Source organism: Dyadobacter luteus (assembly GCF_003383615.1).
GTDB lineage: Bacteria > Bacteroidota > Bacteroidia > Cytophagales > Spirosomataceae > Dyadobacter > Dyadobacter luteus.
The window spans coordinates 346,269-369,574 of the sequence record NZ_QNUL01000004.1 but is presented as its reverse complement, the minus strand read 5'-3'; the positions used below and the strand labels follow the sequence as shown (position 1 = coordinate 369,574).

The 23,306-nt window shown below is 43.9% G+C and carries 18 protein-coding genes; 6 read left to right on the top strand and 12 right to left on the bottom strand.

Going from position 1 to position 23,306, the window contains the following annotated elements; translation table 11 throughout:
* Positions 1 to 33: 33 nt before the first annotated feature.
* The 7 genes from DSL64_RS08270 to DSL64_RS08240 all read right to left on the bottom strand — a co-directional run bounded on the left by DSL64_RS08270 (position 34) and on the right by DSL64_RS08240 (position 12,701).
* The gene (locus DSL64_RS08270; RefSeq protein WP_115830204.1) at positions 34 to 1,281 is read right to left on the bottom strand and encodes a hypothetical protein; all 1,248 of its coding nucleotides are present in this window, start codon (positions 1,279 to 1,281) and stop codon (positions 34 to 36) included.
* Positions 1,268 to 3,880 (bottom strand): glycoside hydrolase family 20 zincin-like fold domain-containing protein, encoded by a 2,613-nt coding sequence (locus DSL64_RS08265; protein WP_115830202.1) that lies wholly within the window; start codon positions 3,878 to 3,880, stop codon positions 1,268 to 1,270. Before DSL64_RS08265 ends, DSL64_RS08270 begins: the two co-directional genes overlap by 14 nt.
* 55 nt (positions 3,881 to 3,935) lie before the next feature.
* Entirely contained in the window at positions 3,936 to 5,435 is a 1,500-nt protein-coding gene (locus tag DSL64_RS08260) for a glycoside hydrolase family 28 protein (protein WP_115830261.1), read from the bottom strand.
* 565 nt (positions 5,436 to 6,000) lie between these two features.
* The gene (locus DSL64_RS08255) at positions 6,001 to 6,426 is read right to left on the bottom strand and encodes a DUF1810 domain-containing protein (protein ID WP_115830260.1); all 426 of its coding nucleotides are present in this window, start codon (positions 6,424 to 6,426) and stop codon (positions 6,001 to 6,003) included.
* Between the two features lie 121 nt (positions 6,427 to 6,547).
* Complete coding sequence (locus tag DSL64_RS08250; protein WP_115830258.1) at positions 6,548 to 7,621, bottom strand: LacI family DNA-binding transcriptional regulator; 1,074 nt, start codon at positions 7,619 to 7,621, stop codon at positions 6,548 to 6,550.
* Positions 7,622 to 7,747: 126 nt separating this feature from the next.
* Positions 7,748 to 8,719, bottom strand: a complete 972-nt coding sequence (locus DSL64_RS08245; RefSeq protein ID WP_199539349.1) for a DUF6624 domain-containing protein — start codon at positions 8,717 to 8,719, stop codon at positions 7,748 to 7,750.
* Positions 8,720 to 8,801: 82 nt separating this feature from the next.
* A complete protein-coding gene (locus tag DSL64_RS08240) occupies positions 8,802 to 12,701 on the bottom strand; it encodes a hybrid sensor histidine kinase/response regulator transcription factor (protein ID WP_115830201.1) in 3,900 nt (1,299 codons plus the stop codon).
* A gap of 459 nt (positions 12,702 to 13,160) precedes the next feature.
* Between DSL64_RS08240 and DSL64_RS08235 the strand changes: the two genes are divergently transcribed.
* A complete protein-coding gene (locus DSL64_RS08235; protein ID WP_115830200.1) occupies positions 13,161 to 13,610 on the top strand; it encodes an SRPBCC family protein in 450 nt (149 codons plus the stop codon).
* A 46-nt stretch (positions 13,611 to 13,656) separates the two neighbouring features.
* Here DSL64_RS08235 and DSL64_RS08230 read toward each other — a convergent pair whose 3' ends face one another.
* From DSL64_RS08230 to DSL64_RS08220, 3 genes are read right to left on the bottom strand one after another with little or no spacing between them, the layout of a single operon-like run.
* Positions 13,657 to 13,875 (bottom strand): HipA N-terminal domain-containing protein, encoded by a 219-nt coding sequence (locus DSL64_RS08230; protein WP_229216998.1) that lies wholly within the window; start codon positions 13,873 to 13,875, stop codon positions 13,657 to 13,659.
* 44 nt (positions 13,876 to 13,919) lie between these two features.
* Positions 13,920 to 14,228 carry a DUF6624 domain-containing protein gene (locus tag DSL64_RS08225; RefSeq protein WP_147300347.1) on the bottom strand — a complete coding sequence of 103 codons (309 nt, stop codon included), beginning with the start codon at positions 14,226 to 14,228 and terminating at the stop codon, positions 13,920 to 13,922.
* A gap of 36 nt (positions 14,229 to 14,264) precedes the next feature.
* Positions 14,265 to 14,483: a hypothetical protein gene (locus DSL64_RS08220; protein WP_115830196.1), complete on the bottom strand. Its 219-nt coding sequence runs from the start codon at positions 14,481 to 14,483 to the stop codon at positions 14,265 to 14,267.
* 215 nt (positions 14,484 to 14,698) lie between these two features.
* On the opposite strand from DSL64_RS08220, the gene DSL64_RS08215 reads away from it, so the two are divergent.
* The 4 genes from DSL64_RS08215 to DSL64_RS08200 all read left to right on the top strand — a co-directional run bounded on the left by DSL64_RS08215 (position 14,699) and on the right by DSL64_RS08200 (position 20,955).
* Positions 14,699 to 14,974, top strand: a complete 276-nt coding sequence (locus DSL64_RS08215) for an ArsR/SmtB family transcription factor (RefSeq protein ID WP_115830194.1) — start codon at positions 14,699 to 14,701, stop codon at positions 14,972 to 14,974.
* A gap of 155 nt (positions 14,975 to 15,129) precedes the next feature.
* Complete coding sequence (locus tag DSL64_RS08210) at positions 15,130 to 16,206, top strand: efflux RND transporter periplasmic adaptor subunit (RefSeq protein WP_115830193.1); 1,077 nt, start codon at positions 15,130 to 15,132, stop codon at positions 16,204 to 16,206.
* A gap of 162 nt (positions 16,207 to 16,368) precedes the next feature.
* Positions 16,369 to 19,485, top strand: coding sequence for an efflux RND transporter permease subunit (locus DSL64_RS08205; RefSeq protein ID WP_115830192.1), 3,117 nt, complete (start codon positions 16,369 to 16,371; stop codon positions 19,483 to 19,485).
* A gap of 129 nt (positions 19,486 to 19,614) precedes the next feature.
* The gene (locus DSL64_RS08200; RefSeq protein WP_115830190.1) at positions 19,615 to 20,955 is read left to right on the top strand and encodes a TolC family protein; all 1,341 of its coding nucleotides are present in this window, start codon (positions 19,615 to 19,617) and stop codon (positions 20,953 to 20,955) included.
* A gap of 163 nt (positions 20,956 to 21,118) precedes the next feature.
* Here the strand turns inward: DSL64_RS08200 and DSL64_RS08195 are convergent, their stop codons facing one another.
* Together DSL64_RS08195 and DSL64_RS08190 are read right to left on the bottom strand one after the other, a co-directional pair.
* A complete protein-coding gene (locus DSL64_RS08195; RefSeq protein ID WP_115830189.1) occupies positions 21,119 to 21,271 on the bottom strand; it encodes an NAD(P)H-dependent oxidoreductase in 153 nt (50 codons plus the stop codon).
* Positions 21,272 to 21,356: 85 nt separating this feature from the next.
* Entirely contained in the window at positions 21,357 to 22,304 is a 948-nt protein-coding gene (locus tag DSL64_RS08190; RefSeq protein WP_115830188.1) for an NADP-dependent oxidoreductase, read from the bottom strand.
* A gap of 84 nt (positions 22,305 to 22,388) precedes the next feature.
* On the opposite strand from DSL64_RS08190, the gene DSL64_RS08185 reads away from it, so the two are divergent.
* A complete protein-coding gene (locus tag DSL64_RS08185) occupies positions 22,389 to 23,237 on the top strand; it encodes a helix-turn-helix domain-containing protein (RefSeq protein WP_199539348.1) in 849 nt (282 codons plus the stop codon).
* Positions 23,238 to 23,306 lie beyond the last annotated feature (69 nt).

Genomic DNA, 23,306 nt, shown 5'->3' with positions numbered 1-23,306 from the left:
CAATAAGGAAACAGCGATAAAAGATTGAAGGATTTATTTGAACTTGTATTGGGAATAATCTACTAGAAAACGTAGCGCAAAGATGCTGCCTGTATCACGGTTAGTTAGCCATACCTTACCTTTCCTGAAACGTGTGCGGGTTTCGAGCACAGCTCCTCTCAGGTTCGGATCGGGATGGTTCTGAGCATAGCGGTTTTGCAGGATCCAGATAGTCGACCTTTCGATGTTACCCTCAAACTGCTTGTAGCCGTTTTGCACAAGTTTGATCCAGACAATGCCAGCAAGCGCTGATGCAGACCCGGTCACTGACCCCTTGTCGGGCAATCTTCCGTTCAGGTAATTATCATAAAATATTGTCCCGTCTTTCTGCTGGGCTGCAGCAAAAACTTCAGCTGTTCGCGCGGCCCCATCAAGATACTTTCGGTCGCCAGTCAGATTGAAAGCTTCGATCAATGATTCGGCATACCAAAGAGAAAAACGCGGGTGGAATGACCTGGCTTCAACTGAATTGGGCATAAAGCTCATCCAAACGCCTTCTGGTCCTTGTTTTTCCAAAAGACTGTTACAAAGATTAATAAAAGCATCCTTGAACTGACTGTCTTTAGAAAACTCAAAAGCATCCTTAAACAAAGACCCTTCAGTATTCGGACGCGACACGTCAAACAGACTCTGTTGGCCTTTGTCTTTCCAAAACGGGCTATACTCTTTAAGTACTTCTCCGGTTTTAACATCTATGTTATCATAACAGATCCCCTTGTCAGCATCATACATATTTTTAATCATCCAGTAGGCAGCAGACGTTGCTACTTTGGCATACTTAGGATTTTTAGTAACCCTGGATAGCTCATAGATTCCCGGGGTGCCATCAGATACGGTAGCAAACACGATGTAATCTTCTCCTATCGAATCGCCATGTCTTGCATTAACCATACCTTTCAAAACAGGATGTTCTTTGATCTGAAGTCCTGCCCAATAGTCTCCCGCCTTGATGGCTGCAGTCAGGTATTTTTTGCTACCCGTATGCTTATAGGCAGCCAGCAGCGCATTCACAGCCTGCCCAGTATGCCAGGGAACCTCGTAATCATACCATTTACCCTCGGTCATATTGTAATCGCATCTGGATTTACCTTCCGCGTCCAGAATTACATCAGAGACATATCTGGCAATCTGATCAACTGCAAGGCTTACCTGCGGCTTTTCACTCTGAGCCTCAGCAACAGTTGTCGCAACTGACAAAGCCAGCCATAGTAGTATATAAAACCGCGATCTATTCTGCTTCATAAGTCTTGTTTTTAGAGTTAGTCTGATATTTGTGTTTACTGTTGACGACCTGAACCGTGTTTCCAAGCCGGAAGCTAAAATTCCAAGGGGTGGCATCATCTGCGGGTAGTTTTAATAAAATCTGATGGTTTCCTTTTTTCAAGATCAACGGTATTCGCATCTCACCTGAATCGGTCTGATCTAAGGTGATAACTCCCACTTTTTCCCCATCACAAAATACCTCGGCGCCCTGAGCAGCTTTTACAAAAAGCTCACTTACCTGCTGTCCTGTTACATTCAAAGTACAGTAGGCATATGCTGCCGCTCTTGATTTGCCCCCAAAGTAGTCTTCCAGCTCAACCGGGCCGCCAGTGTCGGAGGCAAACTTTTTCCATCGGTAGTTCTTGTTCTGATAAACAGCAATCGCTCCCGGAATTGGTGGCTTGTCATACTCTTTGCTTTCAGAAAACATAAAGTCAGGAACAACCCCTTGCTTCTCTGTTGGGAAGGGCCCTGCCAAAAGCCAGTACTGAAAATAGCTGTGGGGAGTCTGCACAATGTCAGCACCGATAGCACCCGGCGAAGGCAACGCGGTCTGAGCCTGGGTGCCGGCAAGTTTTCTTAGAGACATTTCCAGTTCTGTGAGTGCAGTCGCCTTGCTTTTATAGGATTGCAGCACCACATCAAGCCAATAGGGCTGGTTTTCAGCAAGCCACAGCTTCTCAAAATTAGCAGCAAGAGCGTTGTAACGACCAGCCAGCAGGCCAATCGAATCTGCTGACTCGCTAAGAAGCCTGACGCTGCCGGCAGCGTCGGTCTGTTGGATTTTCGAGGCTGTCTTGTAATTATTGCCAACGCTGGCTACCAACTGACGGGAATCCATCAAAATCTGGTACTGGGCAATGGTTTGCTGCAGGGCAGTAATGTCAGCCAGATTGATCGACGCGTGGCTACCACTAAGAAGTTCAGAAGCCTCGCGCAGAATCTTTTGTGCCGCCGTCACATCCTGGTTATTGAGCCAAAGTTGCTTTGATTGTTTTGGAAGTATCTGTTGATGCCATACAAGATCATTCATATTGTAAGTCAAAGCAAGACTCCTCAGCTGCAAGAGTTTATTAACAGCCTTCACATAGTTAACGTTATCTGACTTGTAAGCAACTGCAGTGTAGCGCTGATCGAAAGAAGTCTCATTCTTTTTTTGAAGATTCCAGCTTTTCTCTGCCGCGTAATAAACACCATACCAGTCCACAGAAAACAGGTAGGCACCCCCATCGTCCCAAAGTGTAGTAAACGCGCCTGTCGCCCCGCTTTTTTTACCCTCTGATAAAAACCCGTTGATGTTAGATTTGGCCATATTCATATCAGGAAACATCCTGTAAGAATTAAGTATACCCGGACACACCATATATTCCAGCCCGCGGCTGGCAAAGGGCCTGATCCATTTAGCGTAATCATTGTTCGCGCCATACTCCCAGCTCAGATAAACCACATCCTTGGGCAGCATATCCAGAATACTCTCATGTTGAAGCGCTACGTCGCCCCACATCATCATTTTTTTGTTATGGCCTTTTAATACATCGTACAGAAAGTTGAGATGATCAGCATAGAATCGGTCAGCACCTATGCTATCGATATACTCTTTTGATTTACCCTTGTTAAGATCGAAAGTCTCATCACAGTTCACATTGAACCACTCCGCGCTGAAAGCCTCGCAAAGCTCCCCGATCACATCCTTCAAAAATTGTCTGGCTTTCGGATCGAGTGGAGATATCAGTGAGGGAGTCTCTCCCATGCTGCGGTATTGATCCAGGGCAAGAATCTTCTCGAAATGCCCAAAGGACTGAAAACTGCCGATCAGCTTCATATGGTATTTTTCCGCATACGCTGACAGCTCTTTGATCTGGGCAATGGTCAGATTGCCGTTTTCAGGAGCAAAGCCGGGGTGCGAGACAGTCTTGACCACGTGCTCGATATAAAAGGAAAGGTAGTTGATCTTTTGTTCTGCCAATCTTTCAATTTGCTTTTTGATGTAATCAACTTTGGAAATAGGCCCCCGGCTGATATCATCGAACACAACCCTTACCTGGTAAGCGGGCCAGTCTGCTATAAATACCTGCTTACTAAAATTTGATCTCAGTAGTTGTTTTAGCGTCTGAAGACCATAAAAAAGCCCTGTTTCACTTTGAGCACTGATTATAACTTTGCTGTTTTCAGCTGACAAGATGTAACCTTGTGTTCCAATGCTGTCTTTGTAAGTCTTTGCCTTATCCCAAAACGCCCCCTGTCCGTTTTGAACCTGGGAGAGCAGTAAGAGCTCAATATGAAGAGTTCCTTTTACTTTGATTTGTTTTGTTTCATCGCTAACCGTCTTCAGATGCTCTTTTAGCCTTCGGGACTGTTGAGCACTCAGACCAGCCGATTTTACTTCAATACTGGAGAAAGCCTGAAAGACCCCACTACCACCAGAAACGTATTGTGGGTAGGGCAAAACCGGTAAGCTGTTCAAAACCGTATCTTCTGCTAATCCCCGATTAGCATACGACCCAATACTTGCCCGCGCAGATGTCGCTACCGACCAGAATAGCGCTACAATCAAAAAGTACAGAATATTTTTTACCATCACGCTGCCGTCTTAATAACTAACTATTATAACTATACGCACCCTAAACTGTCACCTATTCGATTCTTTCTACAATGTTTTTTGAAAGTTTATCTTTTCTGACCAAACCAGGCAGCGAAAAGTGAAAACCTTTGGCCGTAATCATACCATTCGAGCTGCTTTCAACAACTGCCATTTCATCTTTTCCAATTCCAGGCTTGACATCTGTATCAGTTATGGAAAAATTATGTGTATCAGAGAGAAAAAATGCCGGACGCTGCTCGGAGGACTTATAACTAAGTGAGATTCCGGACATTCTAATGTTTTTGGCATGCCTGATATAAAATCCGTAAGAAGGAAGCGTTCCGAACATGGTACCCTCTGGATACGCATCTTCCAGCTCCTGGACTGCTTTGTTTGAATCTGATGACTTTCCGCCTCCTTCGAACTCAATATTGATATTGCGCAGGGTTATGTTCTCGATTGAAGCGCCTTTTATACCTGTAAACGAGCAGCCTGTCAGCCCAGCGCCGGTAGCCTGAATATCCGAAATACTGATATCACGCAGTTTGCCAAGCCCTGGCGTCGGCGCGGACGCAATGTGTTTTCTGGCCCTGTTTCCAAGACGTATGAAAAGCGGCACTTCGGTTCCATCGATCACCAGATTACTTACTGACACACGTTCCATAATTCCACCGTCAACAATCTCCATTGCCAGTCCGCCGATCCCCTTTGGTTTACCATAAATAGTTGTCTTCTGAGCTGATGGCTTAATCACGCAATTCGAAATAGCAATGTTACGAAAGCCCCCAACAGACTCTGTGCCAAACTTAATAGCACTGCAATGACTGCTTAGCACGCAGTTACTGATCGTTATATGCTCTGAAGGCAGTTCTGAAGTAGATTTAATAGTGATACCATCGTCATCAGAATCTCCGATTACATTCGATATTGTTACATAACGACACCCGTCAATATCAATCATGTCGTTGTTTTTATTGGAATGATTCCAGATTTTAACGCCATCAATACGCACATTTGTGCACCCCAGATAATGCTGCATCCAGAAAGCCGAGTTCTGTAACCTTACTCCTGTGACAAGAACATTCTCACAGCCTGCAAACCATAAAAGATAAGGTCTGTCTTTGTAACGGTCAGGCTTTTTAGTTGTAGTTACCACAAATGAGTCCCCCTGCCCATCAATGGTTCCAAGCCCCTCAATACCAACGTTCTTTTGATCCTTACAGAAAATAAGTGCCTGCCTGGCCCAGTCCTCGCCATAAAACCTGATGCCCGAATTCTGATAGGGATAGAACCTTGTATGGGGTTGCCCCAAAAGCGTTGCGCCGGCGGCAATGTGAATCGTGACATTGCTTTTTAGTACCAAAGTTCCCGAAAGAAACCTCCCTCCAATAACATAAACCTTCCCTCCATTTTTAGCACAGGAATCTATCGCCCTTTGAATAGATGCTGTGTTATCTGCAAGCCCATCCCCCACCGCCCCAAAATCACGGACATCATAGCCTGTATCTCGCCCGAAAGCGCAGACAAGGGCGAAAACAAGCAAGAGCAGCATACTGAAGCTTACAATTTTTATAAATCTTCCCAAAACAGCCATAGGACAAACCTCGCTAAGTTGACAAATTAAAACACAAAAAGTTGATAAGGCTTTTGCTCGCCTTACAATAGTGTGAACCCCCAGTCCTTACATTACAACTGCTACAAGCACCATTAGGGCTATATCGACAGAAGTCTGACTAACAATTCATCAATTACCGGGTACGTACCCGATTTTTCAAAAATTGATATCCCGCTGCTACACGGGTAAAGTTCCTAAGTGGTTTTCAGGAGTGATTTAAAGTACCGGGCACGTGCACAAATGTATAGCAAAAAATTAATACACCAAATTTTATAACATCCTTTCATATAAAAAACTTTCAAATCATTGCCCAAAACAACAATAAGCCGTTTTAAATACAAGCAAAAAGCGCGTTTACAGATGTTTTAGGCCCTTTTTTACATTTACCTATGTAATTTTATTTTTTATTAAAATTATACAATATTGAAATTTGCAGGAGAAGAGCAAGTATTGCAGACCGCAAGCTCTATTGGATTGCCGCGACTTTAAACACATAAGATCATCACGATTTGCCGATCAAGTTAAGTGTTCTGCTGTCTGGTTTTCCGTCGAAGTATTTATCAAGAACCTTTTGAAAGACCTCATCGGCTCGCTGCACGCTGCTGAACAGGGTCATAGATGATCTCAGCTTCAGATCGTCAGGACTTCCCATAATCTGATTTGCAGATTTATGCTCAACGCTCAGTAAAGCATTACTTATTTCGATAAGTCTTGGGCCAAGAACCGGATGCGATAAATATTCAGTGGCATGCCCCAGATCTTCAATAGCGTATTGCACGGCGTTGATGCTTGTTCCAAGCCCTGAGATCTGCGGGAAAATATACCACATCCAGTGCCCTTGTTTACTACCGGCTTTTATTTCAGCCAATGCCCTGAGATAATCCCGCTCCTGTATTGCCAGAAATTTGAGTATGTTTTGCTGTTCCATGAAAGTAAATCTGGTTTGGTTGAGTTTTATAATCAGCCCCATCAAATTTCATTCCATTGCACTTTCAGCTCGCCTCTTTTAATATTTTACAATCAGTTTTGTAATTCCTGGTACTGGCAAGTTAATTTCGATAGAATTTATAGTTTGCGCTGGTGATAATATCGATTGGCATCAGATAATCCTCTTTAACCTGAGTTGAGAATACTAAAAATTGAAACAGCGTCATCACACTGCGGTAGCCCTGCTCCTGAGGCTTTTCACAAATCAGAAAGTCAATCACTCCTCTTTTAAGAAACTCAATATTACTTCTCAGATAGTCATATCCCATCAGAATGATATCTTTCCGGCTTACTGATTCCAGCCACCTGGCAACCAGTGAAACACGCGAATTTGTAACATAGATAACTCCAATTTGCTTCTGAGTTTCTAAAACAACATTCAGCTTTTCGGCAACAGATTCGTAATCAGTATCGGTACTGTTAAAACTTACCAATAAATCCTTTGAAAGCTTCTTGTCAAAATAGGCAAGAAAGCCCTCTTGCTTTCGGATAATGGCCGCATTATTCTCAATTTCCCTTGCGATATTGACTACAAGCACCTTCTGATCTTCTTTAAGACAGTAATCGACCAGCTGGGCTGATAGATACCCACTTTCAAAGAGCTCAGGGCCAATATAGCAGAGTCTTTGCTGACCTGCGACGTCTGAGTTCATCAGCACACACGGGATCGTATGCGCCTTGCAATGAGCCAGGAGTTTTATCGATTCTGGCTCAAATGTGGGAGTGATCAGTACCCCATCCGCTCCGTTGTCAATAATCAGCTGCACCTGCCGGGCGAATACAGCTTTATCATTCTGATCGAAGAAATAGTAGTCGACCTGTACTCCATACTGTTTGATTTCTGCTTCCGCTCTGCTAATGCCCTCCAGAGGTGCTTTCCAGTATTCTGTTTCTTCCGATACGCCGGGTAGAAGTACTGCCAGTTTGACAATTCCCCTTGATGCAAGCGCCAACCGTTGAGCGAGTACATTAGGTTGATAATCGAGTTCTTCAATAATAGCTGTGATACGGTCCTTGGTTTTTTTTGAAACCCCTGGCCGGTTATGGATAACTCTATCCACTGTTGCTCTGGAGACTTTTGCTCTTCTGGCAATTTCCTTCACACCTGATAACAGGTTGTCTTCTTTCTGCTCCACGGTTGCTGGCAATATAAAATGAGCCTCAAATATATGCAATCAAAGACATATCTGAGTTGAATGATCGCGACCACTTATCATTATCCAAAATCTGACATTGACAACAATCCCAATCAGCACGTTTGCCTAGTCAGTTATCCCCTCTTTTCTTTTTAGCGCTGGAAGCAGTTTTTTGTATTCCACAGTATCCCACTTAACATCCCAGTTCTTAAGGTAAAACTCTATAGGCCCCAGTCCCATGTCCGCTCTTCGCACATCAACATTGTCTGGATCCTGCATGGGAAGTACATACGCCAAACCCGTACTATCTTCACCAATCTGACTTCCATAAATCTGCAGCCTTTTTTCTCCTAAAGCGACCCTGTCCTCTAAAAGAGCCAGTTCTGCGGACTGAGCTTTGCCCGACGCGACAGCCTGCCGCATCATAGGCAGGTACTTTTGCTGCGTGGGAAGATCAGCATGCTGAATCACCAGAAAAAGAGCCGAGTTAGCCTGTGGTCCTACCTGCTCGGGCCCAGTCCAACCTGCTTTATCCAGTATTGAGACAACCTTGATTAAATTGATGCTATCCAGATGCTCAATGGTCTTCCACAACGCATCCATTTCTTTTGATTCATATCCATGCTGCTTGCCTACCTGATCACTTTGGAGACGATACTTTTGATCCTGTTCGAAGATAGCCAGCAGTTTCTTTTGCAAAGGTTTGTCATATCCTGCCTCGATCTGGTCAACTTTTGCCTGCATGAGCTTTAACAGAGCCTGGTACTGTTTCAAGCTGTGAAGACCTTTTAAATCGGCATCTTGTTTTACATGGCTGATATTGGTGTAGCCATTATCGAACGCCTGCCGCAGCCATTCTAATGCCAGATCATTTTGCATTGCCAGAGCCGCTGAGCAGGCCGCATTATACAGATCATAACGGCTATCCTTCTTGATTTCAAATGCCTGTTTGTATAAATCTACCGAGCTCTGATAATTCTGTTGATTGTACAGATCCTGAGCGGCCGCTGCAATTTTGTAATACTGCTGTAAATTACTCTTCTGAGCGAGCACGGAAAAGCTAGTAAAAAAAAGAATCGTATACAGAATGGTTCTCATGGGTATCTTACTTTGGCGCGCTACAATACAGACAATTAACCGGTTTACAGATCCGAAAAGTAACAAATAAATTGATAAAGCGCTATTCAGAGATCAGTGGTTTGCCCGGCTGCCCTTTGAACTGGCTAGGGGTTTTCCCATGCACTTTTCTAAATTCTTTACTGAAATACTTGACATCCTCAAAACCCACCTGCATAGCCACTTCGCTCACCTGATAATGTCCCGACTCTATGAGATGCAATGCCCTTTGCATTCTGATGGTCTTCACAAAGTCGTTGATTGTTGTGCCTGTCAGCGCCCGAAGCTTTCGGTACAGTACCGAAACACTCATCCCTACCTGAACCGACATTTGCTGAACGCCAAAATCAGCATCAGACAGATTGTTTAGTACCAGTTCGCGCAGTTTGGAGATCAGCTCACTATCCTGGCCTTGTATCGGCTGCTCATTATCTGGAAATACCAAAGAACGGTTATAATAGCGCCTGAGCTCTTCTCTGACCCGAATCGCATTACTTATTTTCAGATTCAGCACAGCCGGATCAAAAGGTTTGACCAGGTAGTCATCCGCACCAGCCTGAAGCCCCTCCAGAACCTGTGGCAGCGCAGTACGTGCTGTCAATAAAATAACCGGTATATGACAGGTTCGCAGATCAGCTTTGATTAACTCACAAACTTGTACACCACTCAATTCAGGCATCATCACATCACACAAAACAAGATCAGGAAGATGTTCAAAAGCCATTTTTAAACCTTCTGCTCCATTGGCTGCTTCCAAAACGTTATAATGCTCTTCTAAAAGATCCCTCTCAAATAATCTCAGCTCGTCGTTATCTTCTATTAGCAGTACAGTCTGCGACTTGGCAGTTGTTAAGGTGTGTTCTTTTTCAACTCCGTGGGTACTGCCCGGTGCAAATGATGCTACCTGTGGCAGATCCTTCCCGAGTTGCTCTTCACGGTAATGCTCCCGGCCAGTCTGTAGCCTCACCCTGAAGGTAGTATGACCAGCCTCAGAAGCAGATTCGGGGCGACTTTCAACCGAAAGGCCACCTTTGTGCATATCTACAATCTGCTTTGCAAGGGCCAGACCGATGCCATAACCTTTCTGTGAGCTGCTGCCGGCTGCCTGAAAGAAGTTTGTAAACAAGTGCGCCAGGTCCTTTTCGGCAATACCTTTCCCGTTATCTGTAACACTGACAAAGACCTGATCTGCCAGTTGAGTAATATCTACGGACACATGTCCTGTCTCAGCTGTAAATTTGTATGCGTTACTTAAAAGATTATAAAATACCTTCTGCAGCTGACTCAGATCAAACCATAGTCCCGGCAAACCGTCAGGGTAATTAAAACTTGTGCTGATTCCTTTTTCGGCAGCCAGGTGCTCAAAAGACGAGAGTACGCTTTTTAAGATTTTGACAAGATTGTACTGATGAACCTGAAGCCTGACACTCCCATTCTGAATTTTACGAAAATCAAGAAGCTCATCTACTAACTGCATCAGTTTACCAGAGTTGTCGCGTGCATAATTCAGATGCTTCTTTGTCGTGGTATTTTCCGTAATCGAGCCATAGGCTTTTTCCAAAGGACCAATGATCAGAGACAAATGCGTACGTATCTCGTGAGAAATGTTTGTGAAAAAGTCGAGCTTGGCCTGGTAAAATTCGTTCTCCTTTCTCAGCGTTGTCCGTAGCCAAAGAAAGCGGGTTATCAAAAATATACTTGCGGCAGCAATTAGCAAATAAGCCCCATATGCATACCAGGATAACCACCAAGGAGGAAGCACCCGGATATTCAGCTGTCTGGTTGTTTTCATCCAGTAGCCGTCTCCGTTGGAAGCGCTTATGGTTAGTACGTAACTACCCGGCGGCAGGTTCATATAGGTAACAGACTGCTTATTGGTGTAGGTCCAGTTGTCATCAAAACCTTCAAGCTTATAGGCATACCGGTTCCTTTCAGATCTGGGAAAGCTCAGTAGCGCAAAATCGACAGAGAATATATTCTGATCATGCTTCAAAGTGATACTTGACGTCTTATCCAGGGTTTTGGAAAGAATGCCTGTTTCATCATCTGCTTTGACAAGCCGATCTGATAATTTCAAAGATGTAAAAATGACTGGCGAAACGCTGCTTCGCACTTTAAACTCATTAGGTGAGAATTGAAAAATTCCTTTGTTTGTCGTAAAATATAATTTTCCTGTATTAAGCTGAACACTGGAAGCAGGGCGTGAAATTCCGTTGAATGGAAGACCATCCTGATAACTGTAGGTCTGCAAAGACATTTTATCAGGATGATATCTGGTTAAAGCAGCTTCGGTAGCCAGCCACAAATAGCCTCCATGATCAATTTGTATATCCTCAATTTTGGAAAGGCCTACTCTCTGATCTAATTTAAACTGACCGGATTTAGAGTCGTAATATTGTAATCCCTGCCGGGTAACGGCCCATATCCTGCCTGACTTGTCCTCAGCTAACTTCCACACAGAGGCAAAGTTACCAGCACCCCTGCTTTTGTCGGTGACCAACATTTCAAAATCTGCTGTATCTGATTTCAGCACGTAGGCCTCATCGCCACCACCTACCCAGATATTCTTGTGAGAATCTTCAAGAACACTATGGGCATAACTTACTGATCTGTGTTTTTTGAACCGTCCGGTTTCTTTGTTAAAAAGCAGTGCTCCGAATGTGCCTATCAACCAGAATCTGCCTTGACTATCTTCAAGCATATCGTGTACTCTGCCGTCTTCGAGTTCCTGCTGACCTTCAATCGCTGTGGGATAATTCTGGTAGGCGTAGGTTTTCAGGTTATAGCTCGTAAGCATAGAATTGCCTGCGGCCCATAGCATATCATCTCCGTCAATATAGAAGCGGTAATAATCAGTGGATGATTTTAGCCGCAGATCATAAGACTGAGCAGTGATACCATCAGGATCAAAAAAATGCAACTTCTTTTGATCCTTTCCGATCACCCAAAGTTCGCCGTCTTTGCTTAATCCCATCCACGAATTGGCATATCTTACATCGGAAATACCATTTGCTGTAAATGGCCAGGGTAGAAAACGCGGAGCATTCGGATAGAAGTTACTGATTCCGAAATAATGGGTTCCAAGCCACACGCCTCCCTGGCGATCCAGACACATGGTTTGGATACGATTGTCTGCAAGACTGTAAATATTGCCGGGTTGATTTCTATACCAGACAGATTTCCTGCTGACGGGGTCAAATAAGGCAAGGCCCGAATGTGTCGCCATCCATAGCTTCCCACTGCCATCGGCAACAATACTGCTCACTACGGGCAGGTTCCCCTCAGGATCCGTAAAGTCGGCCATCGGACGGAACATCTCTGTAGCGATATCAAACTGCACAATCCCTCCTGAGGCAGGGCCCAGCCAGATAATATTATGATCGTCCAGATATTGAGTAGGAAACTGATTGACCAGCGGTGATTTATTTGAAGAATTAATGCGGAGCAACCTTGGTTTGCCTCCCCGGGCAGGCACGTGCACCAATCCGTTAAGGCTTCCTGCCCAAAACTCCCCTGCCCTGGTCTGGCTCACCGAGACAATATCCTGACTAGGCCCTTCGAACACACGATGCAGGATATAGGTAACTTTTGCTCCGCTTTTTTCTACAACTATTTTGTTCAACCCGAATGGTGTACCAACTATGATATGATGTTCGCGGTCTTCAGATATAAAGTAAATCTGGTTATTGCGTTCAGGATTTGTATTTGGCAAATTATGATCGATGTGTGTGAAGTCATCCGTTTCGCGGTTATAACGGTCAAGTCCTCCACTGCTACCCACCCACAAGTCCCCTTTTGAATCAGAAAAGACTGCACTGAGCATATCAGAAGATACCGATCTGGCATCAGCAGCACTGTGTAGATACTGTTTCAAAGTATGGGAATCGTAGCGAAACAAACCGGCATAGGTGGCAAACCACATAAATCCCTGTTTGTCCTGCACCACGGCTTTGGCATTTGACATAGATGCACCTTCTGTTCCTGACAGATTCCGGAAGGCCTGCGACCTAACCGAATCAGCACAATAGAAACATAAGAGGATAAGAAATACCAGGCGAAATAAAGCAGTAGGTATCACAGAAAAGGTAGTTTTGTTATCAAAATATTTCGATAACTAATTCATGAGCAAACATAGTGATGAATCGATCACATTATCCATATATTCAGCAAATTGACAAAATAACACACCTTAATGACAAAATTTTCACCCACGTCGAATAAGCGACCCATCTCAATATTCTATATAAAATAGATTTTATTCTATAGAATATCAACATATAGTATCGACTTTGCTTTCAATTTGTTAACCTTTCTGTTTATCTGCCAAATTTTGTCCGGAAACACCCACCTGAATGTCTGTTTTCCCCCTGCTTCATTGAATGCCGGGGATCTATATTTGTATAGTTTCAAACGTTGACACAACATGAAAAAAGAAGCGTACTCTATCACTATTCTTGCCGACGCCCCATCACATGTAGCGTTTGACTGCATAAACAATGTAGCGTCCTGGTGGACATCAGACCTACAGGGCCGGTCCCGCAATATGAATGATACATTCACGGTATATTTTGGAGAAGTACATGTTTCAGCCCAAACGATAACCGAGCTTCTGCCGGACAAAAAAATCGTATGGCTCGTAACAGAGAGTATGATCAACTTTGTCAACGATAAAAAGGAATGGCTCAATACTTACATCGTTTTTGATATAACACCAAAGGGAAACCAGACTGAAATCCGTTTTACGCATATCGGCCTGACGCCTGATCTGGAGTGCTTCTCAGCCTGCTCTAACGCATGGGCAGATTACATTATAGAGAGCCTTCTGCCACTGATTAACACAGGGGTAGGAAAGCCAAGTGGAAAAACGCGTTAAGAAGCGACATTTTTGCTGTAGCGAGAAAAAGACCAAAAAGGTCATTTTAATCTATACGAAGTAAACGGCATTGCGTCTGCTTGTTGATCCCTTCTGAAAGTAAACCAAAGAAGAAAGGAAAGAGTACCTCGGAAGGGTATTCCTGACGTACTCTTGATAATGATAGACTTATAGCAAGGCAGTTAGAATCATTAAAATAAGAATCCTCATACCGAAAAATATATTGCAGAGAATCTGTCTTCTTAAGTGTTGCTGCTGTTTTCAAATTCAACAATTACAGCCTCATAGCAAAAGCTTCGCGAATACCATTCATATCCATCCTGCCTGACGCCGCCATAACTGAAAATCAGAATCACTTTCCAGTGTATCTGAGTACATCTGCTTCACAGACCCTGCATCCACAATTCTATCTGGCTCAACAGCTGGCAATTGCATCTGCGCTCTGAGCGTGTTAAGCTCCGCTGCATTTTCAACCGGATACATATTTCCGTTGTCGTACTGAGTACCAAACCTTTGAGGTTTCTGCTCAAAAAAACAGATCCGGTCATGTAAATAAGCAAGATTCTGAGAATTAACATCTGATGCCGATTCGAGCATCAGACTATAACAATACCTCATAAAATCTGCTTCTCCGATCGAATGCTGGGCGATGAGTCAGGCGGCATCACTAGCCTTTTCTCCTACTCTGGCCTGTGTCGGCCAGCCAATTTGTGAAATGATAACTCTGAGCTGAGCTGCATTTTGTCTGTGAACTTGTTCCATTTTAGGATTGTACCCTTTCGACAAACTGTTCTCGGTCAAAAGTATTTCCCTGACCCTTAAATCATTTTCAGCAAGCGCTATAAGCTGTCCAGCAATACCGTCTTGTATCATTATACTAAGGTTATTTTTCTGCCAAAAGATAAAGTAAAACCTTCAATAATCTGCTAGAAGTGTAAACCTATTGGCTGCCATTCCATAACTAAATCAACCAAGAAATTAAGATTTGTTAAATATTTTTCAAAACAGGGAATCTTTTTGAATACCGATTTGTAGTACAGCTAATTCAGATACATCAATACATTTATATTCATCAATAAATAAGAATCATGGATGTTCGCAAAGTGGAGAGAATTTCCAAAGCGTTGAGCGACCCGAGCAGGATTACCATTCTAAAACAGCTTCGTGAAAAAGAAGATTGTTTGTACTGTCATGAGATATCCGATTTTATTGACCTGGCACAACCTTCCATTTCACACCACGTTAAACAGCTTGCGGATGCGGATCTGATCATAGCAGGAAAAGAAGGAAGAAACGTAAAATACAGACTCAATAAAACAGTACTTGATGAGTACGTTAATTTTTTAAATACACTTAAAAGCTAAAATTTTTTAAACTGATATATCGAAACATTTGAATATATCAATTTAATAACTCTTGGTTACATCATCGGTTGAGTAACCACTTACACTACAGCAGCAAAGTGAAAATGAAGCATCACTCCTATTACATATATTCAAATATTTAAATAAATCAATTCATGAAAAGGACAATACAATCCGCAAAAATCGTGTCAGGGCTCATCATAGCAGGCCTGATAACAGGAAGTGTGCTCTTAAAAGCGTACAGTTCAAAAGATACAACACCACAAAAGCCTGAGATAAAACCACAGTCGCAAGGCATACCCGTTGACGGTCAAATTATTACTTCCGGTGCGCTAAATGAAGAAATGGTGGTTTCCGGTACACTGATGGCCTATCAGCAGGTAAGCATTATGAGTGAGTTAAACAGAAAAGTGATTGCTGTTCATGCAGCAGAGGGTAAGTTTGTCAATACGGGAGCATTGCTTTTTAAACTGGATGATGCCGATTTGCTGGCAGAACTCGAACAATTAAAACAGCAGGAAAAATTTGTCTTACTCAATGAAAGCAGATTAAAAGACCTCGTCGACCGGGAAGCCGCCGTGCAACAAGATTATGATCAGGCCTTTACTAATCTGAAAGTAGTTCAGTCAAAAATCCAGCAGCTGAAGGTCAATATTGCCAAAACAAGCATCAGAGCGCCTTTTAGCGGTCACTTGGGAATAGTGAACGTATACACAGGTGCATATGTGTCGCCTGGAACGCCGCTGGTTCAGCTTACAGACAACAGCAAGCTAAAAATAGACTTTGCAGTACCTGAAAAACACGCCTACACTTTGAAGAACGGGGATCCGGTACAGTATCAGGTAGAATCCAATGAGAAAATTCAAAGCGCAAGAATCATCGCTCATGAGTCAGCTTTGGATCCCAAAACCAGAACCTTGCTAATACGTGCAGTTGGCGATAATGCAAGCCACGAACTACTACCAGGCCAGAGCGCTCGCCTCACCTTACGTTTAAACACTACCGGTAACGCTCTAATGATACCGAATCAGGCGCTGATTCCATCTTCTGACGGCTACAGTGTTTTTGTTGCAAACGCAGGCAAAGCAAGTCTGAAAAGCATACAGATTGGTCAGCGCAACGCCGCTACCGTAAACGTAGTCAGCGGATTAGCGAAAGGCGATACGCTTATCACCAGCAATATGCTTAGGCTCAGCCCTGATGCGCAGATACAACTGGTGAGCGTTAAATAGTATTAAACACCTTCAAATAGCTGACTAACAGAAAACATTACTGTTCCGACTAATGTACAATACAGAGCTGATAATCTCGTGTTTATCAGCAATACAACACCAAATTTGAAATCAACCCCAAGGCTGACAGCAGCTCGTTGAAAGCCGATAGCTAGTAAAAAAATGAGTTCTATTTCACAAACAAGCATTTCCCGGCCTGTTATGGCCGGGGTTATGTCCGTACTGCTCGTACTTTTCGGGATTGTAGGTTACACCTTCCTGGGAACCAGGGAGTATCCTGTAACTGATTCCCCTATTGTAATGGTCACAACCGTTTACCCGGGAGCGAGCGCGGATATCATCGCCTCACAGGTTACCAAGCCACTCGAAGAAGCGATAGCCGAAGCTAATGGTATACGCTCGGTATCATCCACTTCCCGTGAACAGGTCAGCATCATAACTGTCGAATTTGAGTTAAATGCAGACCTTGAAGCGGCCGCAAATGATGTGCGCGATAAGGTTTCCAAATCCCGCCAGCAGTTGCCTACCGACATCGAACCAACAATTGTCGAAAAAGCAGGACCTGCAGACTTTCTGGTGTTTCTCACAGTTCAGAGTAAAACCAAAAGTCTGGAAGATGTTACCGATTTTGTAAACATCAATGTAAAAGAAAAACTGCAGTCCATCGCTGGTGTACGGTTAGTGGATTCCTATGCCGGCCGTAAGCGCGCTATGCGGCTTAGAATGGATCCTGTCAAGCTGGCCGCATATGGACTCACTCCTATTGATATCCAGAACGCTTTGCAAAAGGAAAATGTCGATCTGCCAAGTGGCAGAATTGAAGGAGCCAGCACAGAAGTGACCTTACGTACCCAGGGCAGACTTGTTACCGAAGATGACTTTAATAATATGATTCTTCGCGAAAGCGAGGGCGCGATAGTACGCTTTAAAGATGTAGGTCAGGCGATTATGTCATCTCAGAATGAACGTACAGCTATGATCATCTATAGTGGTAAAACTGCTGATTACGGTGTGGGTACCGGCGTAAGTCCGCAGCGTGGTGCCAACTCGCTTGCCATTGTAGATGAGTTCAAAAAGCGGTTTGAGGAAATTAAAAAGACCGCTCCGAAAGAATATGAAATCGCTCTTGGTAAAGACTTTACTGTACCTGTAAGAAATTCATTGTCAGAAGTTGAAGAAACGCTGCTACTGGCTTTCGCGCTTGTTTCACTGATCATTTTCATCTTCCTGCGCGACTGGCGAAGTACAATCATCCCATTGGTAGCCATTCCGGTCTCGATCGTATCGTCATTCTTTATTATGTACATCGCCGGCTTTTCGATAAATGTACTGACGCTGTTAGGGCTGGTTCTTGCCATCGGGCTGGTGGTAGATGATGCCATTATTGTGCTTGAAAACATATACGCCAAAGTTGAAACAGGCATCTCGCCTATTATGGCCGCCCGGCAGGGCTCGGCAGAGATTTACTTCGCTGTGATTTCTACCACAGTAACACTGGTAGCTGTATTTCTTCCCATTTTATTCTTAGGAGGCTTAACAGGACGGTTGTTTAAAGAATTTGCTATCGTTGTCGCAGGCTCTGTATCCATTTCAGCCTTTGTAGCCCTGACGCTGACGCCCATGATGAGCGCTTATCTGCTTAAGTCGGGGACTTCTCATAATTGGCTTTACAAAAAAACAGAACCCTATTTTATAAAACTCAATGATGCTTACGGCAATTCTCTGGCAGCTTTTATGAAAGTACGCTGGCTGGGATTTATTCTTCTGGCTGCCTCGTTCGGAGTGGCTTATTGGCTTGCACCAAAACTTCCTTCAGAACTGGCGCCATTGGAAGACCGTTCTATGATTGGCCTAGCTGTGATGGCACCCGAGGGAACTTCCTATGAAAGTATGGAGGCAAGCATGAAAGAGATCGGGAATTTCATCAGTGATTCTATCCCGGATCTGAATCAGGAGCGCACCTATACTGCGGTAGCGGCAGCTGGTGGAACCCTGGCTCAACCTGTGAATGGCGGCTTCCAATGGATATTTCTCAAAGAACCCAAAGACCGCAAAAGCGGACTGACCCAACAGCAGATCTTCATGAAGCTGGTTGCTGCTTCTTCAAGATTCAGAAATGTATTAATCATTCCCGTGCAAACCCCAACGATCGGCGGGTATGGTAATACGCAGCCGGTGCAGTACGTGGTGCAGGCTCCGGGCCTAAAAGAGTTGATTGACGTAATGCCTAAACTGATGTCCAGCGTCGGAAGTAATCCAAAGCTCAACTTCGTGGATGCAGATTTTAAGATAAACCGTCCTGAAATCAGTATATCAATTGACCGTCAACGTGCTGCACAACTAGGGATTTCAACGCAAGCCATCGGTCAGACACTGCAGCTTGCGCTCAGCAGCCGCCGTTACGGATATTTTATTCATAACGACCGTCAGTATGAAGTCATTGGCCAGCTGGACCGTGAAGACCGCTCGGCACCTTATGATCTGAGATCTCTTTATCTGAAATCAGGAAGTGGAGAAATGGTTTCACTGGATAACCTTACAAAACTTAATGAAGGAATCAGCCCACCAGCTATTTACCGTTACAATCAATCTTATAGTGCGACCATTTCAGCGACACCGGCATCAGGCGTTAGTCTGGGGGAAGCGATAAAGGAGATAGACATAATCACGGCAAAAGAGCTTCCGAAGGGATTTAGTACCGCACTGGCAGGACAAAGCCGCGATTATTCCGAAAGTAGCGACAGTCTGATCTTCGCATTCATTTTCGCTATTGTGCTGATCTACCTTGTTCTTGCTGCACAGTTTGAAAGTCTGATCGATCCGTTCATCATTCTACTGACAGTTCCTATGGCATTAACAGGAGCACTACTAAGCCTTTGGTTTACAGACCAAACCGTAAATATTTTCAGTCAGATAGGTATCATTATGCTCATTGGTCTGATTACAAAAAATGGTATTCTGATTGTGGAATTTGCCAACCAAAGCAAAGAGGAAGGAAACAGCATTATCGAATCAGCTAAAAAGGCTGCCGTCTCCCGTTTCCGTCCGATCCTGATGACCACACTAGCGATGATTTTTGGAACGCTGCCTATTGCCTTGTCGCTGGGAACAGCATCAGGAAGCCGCCAGTCACTGGGAATCGTTGTTGTAGGCGGACTGGTTTTCGCCGGAATTCTTACGCTATATGTAATCCCGGCTATCTACTCCTACTTCTCGCGGCCTTTCAAAGGGCATGCAGGTGAAGAGAAAAACCAAATGGTTGAAGAGTTAGTACATTGAAAATCAGAAGTTACAGGGAGTTAAGAAGTTAGAGAAGTTAAAAATCTAATTCACAGTGAAACATCGGTAAAAAAACCGTGAAACTCTGCGATTGACTCTTTTCACTCTGCGTTTAAAACACCACAAAAAATGAAAAATCATATTCTAAAAATGGCAATCTGGCTACTGGCTTCGGTCTGGCTACCAGCTCGCCTCAGCGCACAAAATCAAACGCTGTCACTGAAACAGGCTATCGAGCAAGCCAAATCACACAACCGTGATTTAAGAATCGACTCATTTAATATTGCCAAATCCAGACAACAGACTCAGATAAGTAAAGGATTGCTTCTGCCCAATATTAGTCTGACCGGCCAATTTCAACATTATTTTCAAAGGCAGGTTTTCTTTGGGTTGAATTCGAGCTCTTCATCCGAGGGGGTTGGTTATGCACGATTTGGAGGCTCGCAGATCAGTGGAGCACAGGTAACGCTCTCGCAGGCTCTTTACAGCGCAAGCGCGAAATATGAAATCCAAAGACGCAGACTCCTTGAAAAACAAAGCCAGCTATCTTACAACAACCGGGAAGTAGATGTGGTCGCCCAGGTAAAACAAAATTATGTGCAACTCCTCGTGCTTCAGCAACGGCTCAACTTGCAATATGAAAGTATTGCACGCAACAAGAAAGCTCTGGCAGATTCGCGATCACTGCTTGCGCAAGGCAGGGCACTTCGTGTAGATACGTTAAGAGCATACACATTAGTGAAAAACCTGGAACCGGATGTACTGCGGCTCACCTATGCACTTCAGATCAGCCAGCAGCAACTGAGCACTTTGATCGGCAGTGCGGCCGGTACAGAATTCATTCTATCCGATTCACTGCAGCTTAACACTTCTGATTCGATTCCCACCGAAACCCAGGCATTCCGCAGATCGCTGATGGAACGTCCCGATTTCCAGATCTTGAATTTGAACAAGGAGATTAATGACAAAGAGATTCAATTATACAAATCAGCCAGACTACCCGTTGTAAGTTTTGTCAGTCAGTACCAGTTGCAGACACAAACCAACAAATTCAGATATGATCAAGCCGGTTGGCCGCCGGTTTTCTATGCAGGTATTCAGGTCTCAATCCCACTATTTACAGGTATGCAGAATGCGAATAGAATCGCTTTGGGTAAAATCGAAAGACAACAGTCCGACGCGATCTTTGATAATGCACAAGAGCAGCTCAAAACCACAATAAAACAGGTCACAGCCAGTCTGTATGAAGCATCTGAGCGTATTAAAACGCAGAATAACGTTTCTCAAACAGCAGAATTGAGCTATTCCATAACCAAATACCGCTATGAGAAAGGTGTCGCCTCACGGCTTGAACTCACTGATGCAGAACTGGCATTGACAACGGCCAAATCAAATTATCTGGAAGCTGTATTCGACTATCTCTCAGCCCGCATCGAATTAGACCGTACGACAGGAATCGTTAACGAATGACAGTTAAAGTATAATTTTACCACCCCGAAATCAAAACTCTCGCAATTGGCCAAATTAGGAATTGCGAGAGTTTTTAAAACTCACTAAATGGTCGTCTTACTACAAATGAGTAGTTTAGATACAGCCTCCATCTTAGCGGCATCCATTATCTTTTTCAGAGAGTTCAGCCTGTCCTCAGCATCCATTTCAGTTCGCCGATGGGGATATATCTGACCTGAGCACCTGCGTGAGTAGCGGCCTTGATATAAGAATCTGCTACCGCGCTATTGAAACTTTCTTTGTCCGGATGATCATTAATAACAACAATTCTTTTCATAAATTCTAACTCTGATGAGAATGGTGAGACCTTTTCTCTAATGTCAGCCGAATGACTCACAAACAAATCATCTTATCTGGTGAGCTCATAGCGTAACTATAACTTTACCAACAGTTCGGCCGGTTTGAATTTGTTGATGAGCCTGAGCGATCTGATCAAAATCAAACACGTGGGAAACATGCGGTTTTAAACTCCCTTCACGTAGTAGTGAGGCGATAAAATCCATATCTGCCCCGCTTGAAAAAACAGACATAAAGTAACAGGCATGGAGTTTCTTTTCTTTTGCTGCCAACTCGTCATCTGCTGAATGACCCGAGGGAAGAGTGACTATTGTACCGAATGGTTTGAGGACTCTAACCGATTTTTGAAAATTCTCTCCGCCCACAGACTCCAGCACAAAGTCAATATCATCTAAGATTTGCTCAAACTGATTTTTACGGTAGTCAATATGCTGATCGGCTCCCAGCTCCAGAACAAAATCCCTGTTCGCGCCCGAAGATGTTGCGATCACTTGTGCGCCTATATGTTTTGCAATCTGCACGGCAAAGTGTCCAACCCCTCCTGCTGCCGCATGAATCAGAACGGTGTCTGTAGATCTCAGCTTTCCGTAACACGTAAAAGCCTGCCAGGCTGTAAGAGCAGCAAGAGTGCTGGCAGCTGCCTGAATGTGACTGATATTTGAAGGTTTCAAGGTCAGATGATCTGCCGCGGCCGCCACATACTCCGCATACGCTTTACCATGTCCGGCAAAGTTAACCATACCAAATACCTGATCTCCAACAGTGAAACGTGTGACCTCACTACCAGTCTCTGCAACCTCTCCCGATACGTCCCATCCCAGAATCAACGGGTTACGCCCGGCCAGATCTTTAGCCAACGGAGCCTTCCCGCTGCGCACCTTCACGTCAACAGGGTTAATACTAATCGCCTTTACCCTGACAAGGACTTCACCGGATTTTATTGCTGGTTTTTCCATGTCTACATATTTGAGCTGGTCAACTCCTCCGAAACCTTCCAATACTATTGCTTTCATAATTTTGTTTTTGAAAAGCAAAACTAGACCGGAAAGCAGCGCAAAAACAGGTACATTTCAAGCACACTTAGGTATATTTGCCACATGGCAAGAGAAAATATCTATCAGTCATTAGAGATATTCTATGAAAAGGTAGACCATTGTCCGCTAAGGGAAAGAATGTTCAATTTCTTTGAAATGGTCTATGTCATTTCAGGACCAGGTATGCATGCAGTCAACGGAAACCGGTTCGCCTTCTTTTCGGAAGATTTGTTTTTGATCACGCCTTCAGATACACATGAGTTTGATTTGGTAAGTACCTGCGAATTTATGGTTATTCGCTTCGGACAAAATTACATCAACGAATACCAGTGGAAAAGTATTGACCATTTAGAATGCATTCTACATTATGCATCTGACTTATCAGGTTCTGTACTGATCAATGAGGATGAAAAGGAAATTGTCGGTCAACTGATACAAAATCTACGGCTGGCAAATTCTGACAGCCGGATGTATGCACAGGATCTGATACGCCATTTGGTCAACGCCATTATTGTAATTGCTGCAAGGAATATTGCTCTCTTAAAACCTTCTGGGCTGAGTACAAACCCGGATAACCGTATAACACAAATTCTGGATTACATACAGGAGCATATCCGGCAACCCGACCTGTTAAGGATAAATGTTATTGCTGACAGGTTCGGAATGTCGCCGACTTATCTGGGAAGCTATTTTCGCCGGCAGTGTGCCGACTCTCTTCAACAGTATATCTCCAGCTACCGCATCAGACTCATCGAACATCGTCTTCGCTTCAGTGGCAAAAGAATCCACGAGATTGCCGACGAATTTGGGTTTGCTGATGAAAGTCATATCAACAAATTCTTCAAAAGGCACAAACAAATGAGTCTGGGCACTTACAGGAATGATCTGGGTAGCCCTACTAAATCCCTCTGAGTAATCTGAAAAGCAAAAGCCGCTTCAGCAGAAAAAAACCATTTCAAAATATTTTAACTACAAATAGTG